This is a genomic window from Opitutaceae bacterium TAV5 (assembly GCA_000242935.3).
Classification (GTDB): domain Bacteria; phylum Verrucomicrobiota; class Verrucomicrobiia; order Opitutales; family Opitutaceae; genus Geminisphaera.
On record CP007053.1, the window covers coordinates 926558 to 941090 of the forward strand.

At 63.7% G+C, this 14533-nt stretch carries 13 protein-coding genes; all 13 read left to right on the forward strand.

What is annotated here, in order from left to right; genetic code table 11:
* The first annotated feature begins 166 nt into the window (after nt 1-166).
* The 13 genes from OPIT5_04630 (at nt 167) to OPIT5_04690 (ending at nt 14508) form a co-directional block, all read left to right on the forward strand.
* Nucleotides 167-1426 (forward strand): twitching motility protein, encoded by a 1260-nt coding sequence (locus tag OPIT5_04630; GenBank protein AHF89627.1) that lies wholly within the window; start codon nt 167-169, stop codon nt 1424-1426.
* Between the two features lie 102 nt (nt 1427-1528).
* Nucleotides 1529-3241 carry a type II secretory pathway, component PulD gene (locus OPIT5_04635; GenBank protein ID AHF89628.1) on the forward strand — a complete coding sequence of 571 codons (1713 nt, stop codon included), beginning with the start codon at nt 1529-1531 and terminating at the stop codon, nt 3239-3241.
* A gap of 42 nt (nt 3242-3283) precedes the next feature.
* Entirely contained in the window at nt 3284-5167 is a 1884-nt protein-coding gene (locus tag OPIT5_04640) for a secretion system protein E (protein AHF89629.1), read from the forward strand.
* Between the two features lies 1 nt (nt 5168).
* A complete protein-coding gene (locus tag OPIT5_04645) occupies nt 5169-6005 on the forward strand; it encodes a hypothetical protein (protein ID AHF89630.1) in 837 nt (278 codons plus the stop codon).
* Between the two features lie 84 nt (nt 6006-6089).
* Nucleotides 6090-7523, forward strand: coding sequence for a hypothetical protein (locus OPIT5_04650; protein ID AHF89631.1), 1434 nt, complete (start codon nt 6090-6092; stop codon nt 7521-7523).
* The gene (locus OPIT5_04655) at nt 7523-8095 is read left to right on the forward strand and encodes a hypothetical protein (protein ID AHF89632.1); all 573 of its coding nucleotides are present in this window, start codon (nt 7523-7525) and stop codon (nt 8093-8095) included. Before OPIT5_04650 ends, OPIT5_04655 begins: the two co-directional genes overlap by 1 nt.
* Nucleotides 8096-8117: 22 nt before the next feature.
* The gene (locus OPIT5_04660; protein AHF94076.1) at nt 8118-8810 is read left to right on the forward strand and encodes a hypothetical protein; all 693 of its coding nucleotides are present in this window, start codon (nt 8118-8120) and stop codon (nt 8808-8810) included.
* A 276-nt stretch (nt 8811-9086) separates the two neighbouring features.
* Nucleotides 9087-9992, forward strand: a complete 906-nt coding sequence (locus OPIT5_04665; GenBank protein AHF89633.1) for a hypothetical protein — start codon at nt 9087-9089, stop codon at nt 9990-9992.
* A gap of 50 nt (nt 9993-10042) precedes the next feature.
* Nucleotides 10043-10411, forward strand: a complete 369-nt coding sequence (locus tag OPIT5_04670) for a hypothetical protein (GenBank protein ID AHF89634.1) — start codon at nt 10043-10045, stop codon at nt 10409-10411.
* Nucleotides 10408-11100, forward strand: a complete 693-nt coding sequence (locus OPIT5_04675) for a hypothetical protein (GenBank protein AHF89635.1) — start codon at nt 10408-10410, stop codon at nt 11098-11100. The genes OPIT5_04670 and OPIT5_04675 overlap by 4 nt, the downstream gene beginning before the upstream one ends.
* A gap of 19 nt (nt 11101-11119) precedes the next feature.
* Nucleotides 11120-12328 carry a type II secretion protein F gene (locus OPIT5_04680; GenBank protein ID AHF89636.1) on the forward strand — a complete coding sequence of 403 codons (1209 nt, stop codon included), beginning with the start codon at nt 11120-11122 and terminating at the stop codon, nt 12326-12328.
* A 27-nt stretch (nt 12329-12355) separates the two neighbouring features.
* Complete coding sequence (locus OPIT5_04685) at nt 12356-13426, forward strand: hypothetical protein (protein ID AHF94077.1); 1071 nt, start codon at nt 12356-12358, stop codon at nt 13424-13426.
* Nucleotides 13427-13461: 35 nt separating this feature from the next.
* On the forward strand, nt 13462-14508 hold the full coding sequence (locus OPIT5_04690) for a hypothetical protein (GenBank protein AHF94078.1): 1047 nt from the start codon (nt 13462-13464) through the stop codon (nt 14506-14508).
* Nucleotides 14509-14533 lie beyond the last annotated feature (25 nt).

Genomic DNA, 14533 nt, shown 5'->3' on the forward strand with positions numbered 1-14533 from the left:
TTTACCCGACTACCCTGATCCGCGGAATGATGGCAGTCTCCGAGGCCTGCTGTAAAAATATGCAATCCCTCGTCGTCATTTCAGTCACCGGTATTCCGCCTCCTTATGAGGCGCCATATCCGGTCTGCCGGGCTTTTATGCCCGAGCGTTATTTGTCCTGCAAATAATGCAACCGGTCGTATCAGCGCTGAACAAATCATCCGGGCTTCCCGCCAAGGGAGGGCCGGCGGTGACGCCTGCGCCACGCAACACCGCATCGCCTTTCGGTTCCCGGTCGCCCTTTGCGAATCGTGCCGCCGGTCCGCTCAACAGCCTCGACGAGGCCCTCCAGTTCGGGGAAAGCCGCAGTGCTTCGGACATCCATTTCATGCTCAACGCCCCTCTCGGGCTCCGGGTAGACGGTGATATCGTCAAGATGAAGGATCTGCCCGTGGGGGAACCCCTCATCAACGAGGTGCTGGACCTGCTTACGCCCGAGCAACGCAGGCTTTTTCTGGAAGAAGGCCATGCGGCCGACTTCGCCATCAACCGCATCGATCGCGACATGCGCTGCCACCTCTACAAGGCCGGCGGCCGGCCCGCGCTCGCGGTGCGTTTCATGCGTTCGAAGATCCCGTCGATGGAGGACGTGATGCTGCCCCCCGCCTTCCAGGCCATCATCAAGGAAGGCCGCCCCACGGGGCTCATCCTGGTCACCGGTTACACCGGTTCCGGCAAATCCACCACGCTCGCCGCCGCCATCGATTACCTCAACCAGCACAACGCCCTCAACATCGTCACTCTCGAGCAGCCGGTCGAATACCGCTACACGCCCGCCAAAAGCCTCATTCACCAGCGCGAGGTCGGGCGCGATGTGCCCAGCTTCCAGGCCGGCATGGTGGACGCCATGCGCGAGGACCCGGACGTGATCCTGATCGGCGAGCTTCGCGACGCGGAGACGGTCAAGGCGGCCGTCTCCGCGGCCGAGACCGGTCACCTGGTTTTCGGCACCCTGCACACCCGCAACGCTTCCGGCACGATCAGCCGTATCTTCGACGTCGTCCCGGCCGACGAGCGCGACCAGATCCGCACGATGGTGGCCTCGTCGCTGCTTTCGGTGCTCTGCCAGCGGCTGGTCCCGCGCATGAACGGCGGGCGCGTCGCCGCCTTCGAACTTCTGCTCAACTGTCCCGCCGTCGCCGGCGCCATCCGCGAGAACAAGCCCGGCCAGGTCGGCAACGAAATCGCCGTCAAGAAGGACATGGGCATGATCGATTTCGACACCTGCCTGGTCGATTACGTCCGCAAGAAACTCATCACGCCCGAGACGGCGATCGAAAGCTCCGACCGCCCGGACGAGATCCGCCGCCGCCTCGGCATGGCCATCCGCAGACCCGGCGCGGGGGCTCCCGGCGCCGCTCCCGCCGCTGGCGGGCGCGCCCCCTGAGTCGCCTCTTCGTTTCCGCCACCACGACCGCCGTTGCTTCCCGTCCCGCCATGATCCGCAGCTCCATGCCACACCGTCCGCCCGAACCCACTCCCTGACAAAATGCGTTCCTCCGTCCGTCAATCCGCCTCTTCTTCCCGGCGCGTTTTTCTCGCCATCGCCGCCACCGTGTCGGTCGCATGCGGCGTGGCGAAGCCGGCGAGTGCGCAGCCGACGACGATTTCCGCCCGGACGGTTCCGGCGGCCGCTTCCTCTCCGGGTTTTTCGCCGGCCGAGATCCTCATGCGCCGCGTCCCCTATTTCAGCCAGGACAAGCAGCCGATCGCCGACGTCATGCAGGCCCTGGGACGCGCCTACGGCATCAGCGTGCTTTGCGAAAAAGACCTGAAGGCCGACATCCAGGCCGAATTTCACAACATGACCCTGCAAGGCATTCTCGATGCCATCTGCACCAACGAGGGCTTTTACTGGGATCTGGAAGAGTCCGGATATATTTTTGTCCGCCGGCACAAAACGATCGTCTACCAGATCGAATACCCGCTGCTGGACCGCCACGGAAAGACCTCCGCCAGCATCAGCCTCGGGCAGAACAGTGTCGATGGTGACGACAGCGGAGGAGGCGGCGGAGGCAGCAGCGGCAAGGACAACGATACGGCGACCATCAGCCTGGATTCGACCACCGACAGCAAGTTCTGGAACGATCTGCAGAGCAACCTCAACAGCCTGAAGGCCGGTCCCGACGAGAGTTTCCTCTTCGACAAGTTTTCCGGCACGCTTGTCGCCACCGCCTCGCGCGACACCCACCACCGCCTTTCCCGCTACCTGGCCACGCTCAACGCCCGCATCGGACAACAGGTCGAGATTCTCGGCAAACTCGTCGAGGTGCAGCTCGATGACCAGAACAAGCTGGGCGTCGACTGGTCGCTGGCCAAGACCTCCATCGCCGGCAACAACGGCAGTATGGAATTCCTCGGCTCCACCAACGTCGAGGATGCGCTGGGAGGCCTCACTTTCGCCGACGACACCATCGTCGGCACCATCGCCATGGGCAAGGTGAGCGCCGTTCTCCACGCGCTTTCCCAGCAGGGCAATCTCAACGCCGTGACGGCCCCGCGGCTGGTCACGCTCAACAACCAGACCGCCTTCATCAAGGATACCGAAGACCGTCCCTTTTTCCGCCGCACCTCGTCGTATTCGCGATATGACTACGGTTCCGGATCGGGAAGCGCGCCCTCGTACGAATCCAACGAATACGAAATCGACAGCGTCTCGATCGGCACGATCGTCGCCATCACTCCGCACATCGCCGACAATGGCGACATCACCCTCGACATCACCCCGGCCATCACGCGCCTGAAGGAGGAGCGGACCTCGCCGGACAAGGCATCCAACGCCCCGGCCCTGTACGTCAAGATGGCCTCCACCATCGTCCGGCTCCGTTCCGGAGAGACGGCGATCATCGGCGGCATTCTCACCGATTCCGAAATCTCCCGGACGCGCTCCATCCCCGGCCTGGGATCGCTTCCCCTCCTCGGGCGCCTGTTCCGGACGGAAGCCGTGGCCAAGCAGAAAAGCGAACTGGTGATCTTTCTGACGCCGCGCATTCTCCAGCCCGGGCGCTCTCTCACACATGCGGGCAGCAGGGAAGCGTTCGAGCTCAGCCGTTACGGTCAGCTCAACCACCCGTATCCGGCCGCCGGCGCCTCTGCCGCCCCGGCGTTGCCGGCAGCGCATCTGCTCCCCTCGCCGCCGCGCGCCATCTCCGCCGGCAGCGGAGTCTCCCGTCCCGTGGAGGTCATCTCCGTCTTCGACTGAACCCGCAGCCGCACAACCCGCCTTATTGACGCATTCCGATCGATGAACCCTGTCACTCCCAGAAACGCCGCGGCTTCGACCGCCCCCCGACCCGGGACGCTTGCTCCCGCGGCCAGGGCTGACGTGTCTGCGACGGGCAAGGGTAACCCCGATTCCGGGCGCGGCGTCCGCCCGCCGGCATCCGCGGACCCGGTGGCTGTCGCACCGGTCCGGCCGGGAGCGCCGGCAACCGGAGGCGGAACGCCCGGCCGTTTCGAAAGCGATTTTCTCTGGATGCCGGAAGCTCTCCGCAAACGGCACATCGGCGAGTCGAGCATCAAACTCGCCACCGAGTACTACAACCAGCGCGGCCGCCGCATGAGTTTCGGCGCCGTGCTGGTCGAGCTGGGCATCGTCACCCCGACCAACCTCACCCAGCTCATCGCCTCCCATCACGGACTGCCCACGACCAGCCTGGCCAACATCCGCATCCCGGCCGACGTCACCCGGATCATCCCGCCGACCATCGCCCGCCGCTTCCGGGTGGTCGTCCTGCGGCGCACGGGCAACAAGGTGGCCCTGGCGGTCAGCGATCCCTCCATTCCCGGCTTTTCGGAAGTCATCTCCATCCTCACGCGTCACGGCATCAACGAGATCGATTACCACATCGCGGCCGATGCGGAGGTCCTCGCCAAACTTGACGAACTCTTCGCAACCAAGGCCGATGTTTCCGATCCCGGCCGTTTCTTCGACCTGCTCGTCACCGACGCCGTCAACATGGGCGTTTCCGACATTCACGTCGTACCCGAAGAAACGCTGACCCAGATCAAGTTCCGCATCGACGGCGTCATTCACCCTTACCGCGTCGTCGACGGCGCCGTGCGCGAATCCATCGCCGCCCGCATCAAGATGAAGGGCAACCTCGACATCGCCCTGAAACACATCCCCCAGGACGGCCGCGCCAAGCTCGTCCTCGCCGGCAAGAAAATCAATCTGCGTTTCTCCTCCCTGCCCACGCTCTTCGGCGAGAGCATCGTCATCCGTATCCTCGACCAGTCCAAAGGCATCGTGCCGCTGGAAAGGCTCGGCATGCTCGACGACACCAAGGCGGCCATCCTCGCGGCGGCCAACGCTCCCTTCGGCTTCACCTACTTCGTCGGCCCCACCGGCTCCGGCAAGACGACTTCACTCTACTCCATCATCAACACCCTCGACGTCACCAACTACACCATGATGACGCTCGAGGACCCCATCGAGTACGAGTTCCGCAACATCCGGCAGACCGAAGTCACCGAGTCGCTCACCTTCGGCCTCGGCCTCCGCTCCCTGCTCCGCCAGGACCCCGACTACATCCTCGTCGGCGAGACGCGCGACAAGGAGACGGCCGAGCTCTCCATGCGCGCCGCGCTCACCGGCCACACCGGTTTTTCCACCCTTCACGCCAACACCGCGCTCGGCGGCATCGCCCGCCTCATCGATATCGGGGTGGAGCCGAGCATCATCATCGGCGCGGTCAATCTCTTCGTCTCCCAGCGCCTCATCCGCCGCCTTTGCGAGTGCAAGGAACCGCACCCGCAGAGCGCCGCGCTGGCCGAAATCCACGGCATCCGGCTCGAGCCGGGCCAGAGCCTCTGGCGCCCCAGGCCGGGCGGCTGCCCGAAATGCAACGGCAACGGCTACAAGGGCCGCGTCGGCCTCTACGAATGCCGCCCGGTCGAGCCCTTCGCCGACGTGATCGTGCGGCTGGGCAAGGACGCCCTCCGCGAGTGCGAGGCACTCGCCCGAAAACTTTGCGCAACCGAAACTGAACAAACGGGAAGTTCGATTTTCCGCACCCTGCGACAGGACGGCTTCATCAAGGCCGCCCAGGGGCAGACTTCCATCGAGGAAGTGATCGCGCAAACGGAGTCGGAAGACCCCGGTCCCGGAACAACACAACAAAGATAAAATGAAACGTAACATCAAATCCACCAAGGGTTTTACCCTTGTCGAAATGCTCGGCGTGCTCGCCATCATCGCGATCCTCATCTCGGTGATCGCGGTCGGCGTCATGTCGGCCATCAACCGCGCCCGCATCGTTGCCACGACGGCGAACTTCAAGAACATCGAGACGGCTGTTGTCGGCTATGTGGCCCTCAACACCTCCGGCGGCACCGTGCCTCTCACCGAGGCCAGCGGTACCTCCGCTTCGGACGGCGTTCCGCTCCTGGACGGCACCAACGGTGTCACCTATGTGGCCGACTCCAGCGGGTACTACACCCTCAACCAGGTGCTGATTTCCGCCGGTCTGCTCGACAACAACATCTCCTGGCGCGTGGGCAAGGACGGGCTCACCCAGGTGAATCTCGGCAACGAGAAGGTCTTCCGCCTCAGCAAGGTGGCGTTCAATGATACCTCCAGCGGTAACCCGCCTTCCGGTTCGGGTAACAACTGGGATGACTATAACCGCGCCGAAGCCTGCAAGGTGGCTGCTGCCGGAACCTTCTTCGACGATGCCGACGATCCCACCACGTTCGGTACCACTCCCTTCGACGATGTTGCGGCCACCGGCCTGAACTTCCTCCTTGACGGCAAGACTCCCCTGAAAGCCTCCCGCGTTGCCTACGTGGTGCTCAAGGGCGTTTCCTACAAGGATGCCACCAAGCTCTCCCAGGAGATCAACGGTGCTCTCGATGACTCCGAAGAGAGTCCGCTCGAAGACCAGTTCAAGGGTCGCTTCATCTACCAGGCGGGAACCGATGCCACCGATCCCGTCGACTGCTACTACTACCTCGCCAGCTTCTGATCCCTCCCCGGGTTCGGAACAACCGCTCCGGGGCACCCGCCCCGGAGCCGGTTTCCGGCGACTCCCCCCCTCCCGTCCTCCTCCATGCAACACAGCATCATCATCTGGGAAAAAAGCGCCTGGTGCCAGATCCCCGGCAAGGGATGGACGCGCCTGCACCTGTCGCGCCTGGAGGATATCGCCGCCGTGGTTCAGGAACACTGCGCGAAGGGCGACAGCCTGACTTTCCTCTACGACCCCGAGATTCTCCAGACCGAGTTCACCGAATGCCCCTTCGGCGGGCGAACCGTCATCCGGGAAGCGCTTTCCTCAACCCACGAAAGTATTGCCAATCCCCATACAGCCTGGTGCTACCAGGTTCCCTGGCCGCTTTCCGCCACTTCCGGCGGCAACCAGGGCACATTCTGTTCCTACGAGACCACGCCCTCCCTGCATCTGATCAACCAGACGCTTGGCGATCTCGGCTATTCGGTTGCCGGCGCCTTTCCCATGGCGAGCGTCACCACGCACGGTGGCTTCGCGGCTGGCAGAACCAGCGTCCTGCTGGTCGTCGATCCGCAACAAGGCCAGGCCTTCGTCTACATTTTCGCGGCCAACGGCGTGCGCGCCTGCCGCAAGCTGTACGGCGCCGGGCGCGCCGATTACGACATCTGGTCCGCGATCAGCATGGTGCTGGGCGAATACGGCGTCACGCTGGAGGATGGCGGCCAGCGGCCCTACATCCGCATCTACCAGGCCCCCGGCTGCGACTGCAAGACCCAGTGTCCCTACTGGGATATCTTCAAGGCGCAGGCACAGGTCGAACTCCTCGATTTCGGTTCGCTGGCCACGCTCATCCGACGCATCCCTTCCGGCCACAGCAGCAGTCTGCTGGCCGATTTGCCCCGCGCCATCCGTCTGGATCGCGGCATGCGAATCGCCTCGATCGTCACCGGCATCCTCGTCCTCGGTCTGGCCGGCTATGCCATTTTCGATCTGGGCAAGGAGCGGACCGCCATCTCCGCCAAACGCAAGCAGGAGAACCTGGCCCAGCAGCAAAGAAACCATCTGCAGGACAACCGGCTCGAGATCGACAACCTTCGCCGTCTCTATTCCCAGGACATTTTCGAGTACTCCAGAGGACGCGTCGCACTGATGGAAAGCCTGGCGACGGCCATTCCGCGCGAGGCCACCCTGATCTCTGTCCGGGCAGGCGGGGAACCTCCCGCCGTCTTCGACATCCGGGGAGTCTTCTGGAACCGGAATGTCGAAGCGGCCTCCGCCCGCGGCAAAAAGGGCGCGCCTGCCGGCGACAGCGCACCGCTTGCAGGTATCAAGAGCACACTCGAAAACACCGTCCGGGGTCTGCTGGTGAATCCCGAAAGCACGCAGTTCACCGGCGGCTCCGGGGATTTCGTGCTCACCGGCACCACTCCCCTGCCCGAACTCGGAGCGGCTCCGAAAACGGAGGCGGGCGCGCCCGCCCCGGCAGCCACCAACAGAAAGCGCACGGTTTCTCTCCCTACCCGGCAACGTTGATGAAAATAGCGACCAAAACACGCACTCTCTATTGCGCGCCTGTCTGGGTCGCGGCGCTTCTGGTTGCCGTCGCGTCATGCGCGGGGATCGCCACCTGGTACTCCCTGGCGAAACGCGCCAACAAACAGGAATCCGCCCGGATGGAGCGTTCGGTAAAAAATCTCAGGCTGGAGGTGGCCAACCTCCAGCAGGGCTACTCCGACCAGATCGTGGAAAACGTGCAGACTGAAACCCGGAAGATCCACGAATCCATGATGACCGGGGAAGAGGTGGACCGCCTCGTCTCCGGCCTGCGCACCGCCTGGCGCGTCGTGCCCCTGTCCGAGGAAGCCAACGCGCAATATATCCATCGCCGCTACCAGATCGCCCGCGGGAGCGCTCCCGTCGGCATCTGGGCCGAATTGCAGGCCCTGTTTCACAAGCTGGGGACAATGCCGGCCGTCAGCGTGGATGCTTTCGACATCCAGACCTCGGGCGACAGCCGCAAACGCGAGTTCAGCCGCATCACCCTCGATCTCTCGATCTACGTCCGCAAGACCGGCGAGCCGCCGGGTTCCCCGTCGCCGATATGATTCGCAACTCCGGATTTTTTCTATGAAACGACCGCCACTCATCCATCTGCCACTTGCGTTCCTGGCGTGTGCAATCGCCGGTTCGCCGGTTTCCGCGCAGACCGGGAGCGGAGCGGCCGGGCCCCGGCTCAGCCTGCCGGCTGTCATCCGGACAACGGGGGATCTTGCGGACGAGACCGGCAACCGCCCGATAGCCGTTTCCGGCCCAACCGGCCTGCCAGAGAACGCCGCGCCCGCTTCGGCCGGGCAAGTCGCCGTTGCTCCGGACGGCGGATCCGCGCATCCGGCGCAGACCGTCGCCGCGGCCGCCTCCCCGCAACCCCCCGCATTTCCCGATCTGCCGCTCCTGCCCGACAACACCGGCCTCACCAGCCCGGCGATGGAACAATCCCGGGCCCTCCGCGAAGAGATGATCGGCCGCATGCGCCGCAGCGTGGAGCAGATTGCCTCCGAATACGGCAACCCGGTTTTCACCCAGATTTTCACCAACGACACCGTCCGCGCCCAGCTCCTCCGCGAGCGCATGTATCTGCTGACCCACTTCGATGCGCTGGCCGCGAAAATCGAGGAACTCACGAAAGAAAAGGCAGCCGCCGAGCAACAGGCCGAGACAGCCCGCCGCCGTCTCGAATCGCTTCGCACCGAGGCAAGCGAACTCAGGCGGCGCAACAACGAACTCCGCAGCGGCGCAGCGCCCCGAGCGACCACGCCATGAGCCTCCGCTCCACCGGACGTCTTCACCAGGTAGCCCTCCCTCCCGGAATCATGAACGAACCCAACCAGATCACCGAAACCGTAATGAGCCTGATGCACCAGTGCATGGTGCTCAACGCCACGGATGACCAGTCGCCCGAACAGCGCCGGGACAACTTCCTGTCCGAACTCGTCGTGCTCGGAGCCGACGTCCGCACCCTTTCACCCACCGCCTGGCACGTCATGGACCGCGAAAGCGGTGAAGACTGCATCATCGAAGAACACGAAGGAATCTATTATGTCGAACGCACCCGGACAACTGACCCAGTTCCAGCAAAAAGCGCAACTCCGCCTCCAGGAGATGGAAGTCGAATGGAGACGGACCCTCTTCGAGAGGTTTCGCCACATCTGCCGCGAGGAGATGATGGACGTCATGAAGACGTTGCTGGATACGATGCACACTCCGCAGGCTCTGGAGCAGAAGCTCGAGGAGCTGCGCCGCACCAGCGAGATGGCTCAGGACGGGATGCAGACGATGCTGGCCCGGACCTGCGAGGAAGTGCAGGGCCTGGCGACGAAGCTCGATTCGCAGACGACGATCGATACGGCTCCGCTGGCAGCGGTGACGAAGGAGACTTCGGAACGGCAGGAGCAACTGGCGAAGCAGACCATGTCCCAGCAGGAGAAGACCAGCAAGCTGATCCAGGAGGACGTGCGCAAGTCGGCCGAGGTGATGCGCAAGGCAGTCCGGAAAGCGTCCCTGCTGACAGCGGGGATCACGATCGTGGTCTTTCTGGGAGCGATTGCGGCCCTGAAATTTGTCGGCGGGGGCTTCAACCTGGTGAGCAATGCCGAGATGACAGCCCAGCGCAACGTGCAGAAGAAGCTGGAGCAGGAGATTGCGCAGAAGACGCTGGCCAACGGGACGCTCGAGGAGAAGAAGGACGCGCTGGAAACCGAAATCCGGAATCTGGAGGGGAGACGCGACGCCCTGCTGGCGGAGATGAAGCAGACGACCGGAGCGCAACGGGAAGCGACCGCCAACCTGGCGGCGACGCAGCGACTGGTCAGCCAGCTCCAGCAAGTCGAGGACCAGTTCCGGTTCAAGCTGGTGAAGGGGGAGGACGGCGGAGTGTTCGTGGAGATACCGGAGGACGCGAAGCCGTTCCTGTATCAGGACAGGAATTACATCCAGGTGAAGTAGCCGGAACGGGTGACGAAGGCGACGGCGACGGCTCTGCCGGCCGGCAGGGATTGCTGCCCCTCCGTCTCGACAACGATGACATTCACGATTGCCTGCGCGCCCAGCAGCGGGTGTTCAAGGCGTTGCTCGGCACCATCACCGAGGCATGCGACGACGTTTACTCCGCCTTGCTGCGCCTGCAGCGCCAGCGCCAGGAACTTTCGGCCGACAAGCCGGTGGTGGTGACGGCGCGCAAGAAAACCCGCGCCCGCCCGGTCGCCGGCGAGGCGACCACGGTCCGGAAATCCTCCGGGACGAAGAGCCGGGCGAAAATCGTCCCGGCCAAATCCGCTCCCGCCCGGAAAGGCCGGAAAAAGGAAACACCGCAGCCGGAGCTGCCCCTGCGGGGCAGGACAGTTCACAGGAAAAATGCACGATGATGATCTTCCGGTCCGTCAGTCCTGGACGCCTCGTCGCGGTTTGCGCCGGCATCGCCCTTCTGGCCTGTGATGCCGGAGCGGATACGTTTGGCCGCGCTCCTGTCCGGAGTTTCGGTCTGGAGGCTCCGCCGGCTCCGGAGCCGGTCGAGGACCGTTCCGCGGCGATCGTCAGGAACGCCGCGAGATCCGTCCGCGCGTTTTCCGACGAGGTGCTTCAACCCGGACGTGGCGGGCGTGTGGAGCTGTTCAGCATTTCCCGCCTTTCGCCCGAGGACGTGAAAAATCCCTTCGAAATCCGGGTGCATGTGCTCGTCGACACGAAGGAAATCCGCGTGGAAATCGGCGGTATCGTCGAAGGAACCGGCGGGCAGAACAATACGGCCATCATCCGCGTGGAGCCGCCCGCCATTCGTGATCGCAACGATCAGCAGGAACCTTCCGGAGAGGATGATCTGGCCGCGCAGACCCGGACGGCGCGCGGGGCAAGAAAAGCTCCGGCCGGCAGGAAAGCCCCGGCCCGGCAAGAGCCGGTGGGCACGCGCCGGGTTTGTTCGGCGGGCGACACGATCGAGGGTTTCCGGGTCGAGGATATCCGCCGCGATTCGGTCGTCCTGTATCACCAAGGAAAATACATCGAGGTCCCGCGAGGGGAAGCGGTGACCGTCTGCATTCCGCTTTCGGTGCTCTGAACCGGGGAGACATATCGCGATGCCGGCCTACAATGTCAGATACACCAATGAAAAGGGGCGCGTGCGCAAGGAGCGCATGTATGCTCCCGACATGGCGTATCTGCAGGGCATGCTGCAGCGGAAGCGTTGCTGGCCCCTGTCCATCAAGGTCGAGGAACGCACGCGCCGGCACTACCGCACGAAACTGAAGGCGGTCGATCTCATCTCGATCCTCGACCAGATCGAGATCCAGCTCGATGTGAACATCAACATCGACGATGCCTTCCGGAATCTCGTCGACGAGTTTCCGCGCGGCAAACCCCGCTTTGTCGTCGCCACGATTTCCGACGAGATCAACTCGTCCGGCCGGGTGGCCGACGCCTGCGGCCAGTTCCCCCGCATTTTCCCCGACCACATCCGGCAGATGATTTCGGTGGGCGAAAGCACCGGCAAGCTCGCCCAGGCCTTCCGCCGGCTGATCAGCTACTTCCAGGGAGCCGATGCCCTGAAGAACACGATCGTCAGCGCCTGCATGTACCCGGCCATGGTCATCTTCGCCATGGTGGCGTTCATGTTCGTGATCTTCGGGTTCACGGTGCCCAAGCTCATGACGGTGTTCCTGGAGATCGGCGTGACCTTGCCCCCCATGACCATGGCGCTGATCAGCGTCTCCGATTTTGTCCGGGCCCATTTCGTCATCCTGCTGATTGCGGCCATCCTCTCGCCGTTCCTGCTGGCGATGGCTTTTCGCAGCAAGTGGCTGAGGCCCGTCATCGACTGGTTTATTGCCAGGTTCTGGGTGATCGGGCCCATCACCAAGGACGTCTGCATTTCACGTTTCGCGTCCAATCTGGGCGCGTTGTACGAATCGGAGATCCCCATCGTGCAGGGGCTCTCCATATGTTCCCGCATCGCGGGAAACTATATCTACAACCGCGGTCTGGCCATGGTCCGCAAGGTGGTCGAGGAGGGGCAGTCCATCGCGGACGGGCTCAAGCTCGCCAATATTTTCCCCAGCATGGTCGTGCTCACCATCCGGGTGGGAGAGGATAACGGAAAGCTGGACGAGTCGCTGCGGAAACTCGCGGATTACCATACCCGCAAGGCCAAGGAAAAAGTGGAGCGGGCGCTCAAGCTTTTCGAGCCGATCATGCTCATCGTGCTGGTCGTCGGAGTGGGCATCCTCGCCTACGCCCTGCTCATGCCGATGGTCCAGATGCTGGAGGAGATGTCGAGAGGCCGGAAGTAGCCGCACCCGTTGCATTCACCACCGATCATGAAATCCTGTTCGACAGATTCCGCATCTCCCCTCCCCTCCCGGCGAGCATTTACCCTGATCGAGCTGATCGCCGTGATGACGATGATCGCCATTTTTGTCGGCATCGCGACTTACCCGGTTCTGGGAATTCTGGATCACGCCCGCATGCGGGCCGAACGCGAAAAACTGTCTGCCCTCGCCCGCGAGATCCGTTCCAGCTTCCGCAACGACGACCTGGCGAATTTCAACATCTCGGCCATCGATGGCGATGTCCCTGACGACCGGAAGACCCTTTTCGACACCACCCTCGAACCGGTCAACGAGCGGGTGACGGGATTTGCCTGGTTTTCCAAACTCGCCCGCATGCGGGCGGGCAACGACGTCGTGGTCGTCAACGATCCGGTGGGCTCCGTCCAGGGCGACATGGCCGACATCCTGTTCAATACTTGCGACCGTCGCCGTTTTCTCTTTCGCGGCCCCCGGGAAAACGACCGGCAGCGCTACCTTCTGGTGTCCTTCATGATCGGGGCGGGCATCGCCCACCCTGCTCTCCCGAACATGCCGATGCTGACGGAAAGCAGCACGGAGGCGCAAAAGGAAGAATACAGAAAATGGTTCAACGGCATGTATTATCACGACTGGGGCATCGCCGACGGGCCGCCATCCCTGGAAGCCGCCTATGCCTGGGGCAACGGATGGCTGCAAAGCAGCGGGCGCGGGTACTCCTTCGCCCAGCGCGTCCTCGTGGAGCGTATCGTCCAGCCCCGGTTTTTCCTGACGATCAACAACCAGAGCGACGCCCACATGCGCGTCTACACCAATCTCAAGGCCTATAACGAGTTCAGCGGCGGGGTCTGGACGACCAATGCCGAACCCGGCCAGACGCTGGCAAAGTGGCCGATCGACCCTGCGCGCGGTGGCATCCTCGAGGGGCGCCGCGTGCTGGTATGGCGGATGAAGACCGAGGATGACGAAGAGGAGTCCCGGGTGGAACTTCTGTTTTCCTTCCAGATGAACGAAACCACGGCCGTCACCGGTCAACAGCGGATAAACACGCCCGCCGGTGACGGGGAAGGAGGAGGCGGCTGATGATAACCGGAATCGCCATGACAACACATGCATTCATGCGGCGCGCCATCTGTCTCGCCACGGCACTCTTTCTCTGCGCGATCTGCGAGGCAGCGGGGCAATCCGCCGACAGCGGCCCGGCGACAAAACAATCCGTGATTGTTGCGATCCGGCCCCCCGGAGCGGGCACCGTGTCAGGCCAGGGCAACTACGCTCCCGGCTCGCCTGTCCTGCTGACCGCCACGCCGGCCCCTCACTATTTCTTTTCACACTGGGAGGGGCGTGTGACCAACCCGTCATCACCCCGGACCCATGTGTATGTGGGCGAGGCTTCCGTGAGCCTGACGGCGGTGTTCACCCGCGAAAAGATCCGCATCCTCTCCCGGGTGGAGCCGCCTTCCTCGGGCACGATCGAAGGCGCGGGAATGGTCGCGCGTGACACGCGCCCGGTGTTCTACGCCCACGCCGCCCCGGGTTACGAATTTGCCGGATGGGATGGCCCGGTGACGCCCGCAAAGGCCGGTTCACAATCCGGAGCCAAAACCTTGCCCGGCGCGCAACTCGCCCGGCCGCTGACGGCTCCCGTCACCGTCACCGCCCGTTTCCGGCCGGTGGAGCAGAGGTGCCGTGTCGGCCTTTCCGTCGACGGAAATCCCGCCGGCGGCAGCGTGGAAGGCGCGGGGGTCCATCCCCGCGGCTCCCGGATCGTGATCCGGGCGATACCCGCCCCCGGCTACGGATTCAACGGCTGGAGCCGCGTCGGCGCCGGGCCGGATGCGCCAGCCGGCATCGCCGATCCGGGGGCCACAGAGACGACGCTGTTCGTCACCGGCGACATTGCCGTCCAGGCCTCGTTTGTGCCGGAAAAGGCGCTGGTGCGCGCGCGCGTCTCGCCCGAAGGCGCGGGCAAGGTGACCGGCGATCTCGGCATCCGCCCGGTCAACCAGGCAGCCCTCCTTGCGGCCGAGCCGGCAAAAGGCTACGTTTTCGCCGGCTGGGACGGCCCTGTATCCGAAAACTCCCGCAACAAACCCGTCACCACTCTCACGCCTGCCGAGAGCAAGGCCTATGTGGTGACAGCCCGCTTCAGGCCCGCCCGGTAATCCATGTATCGGGAAATCCATTTCA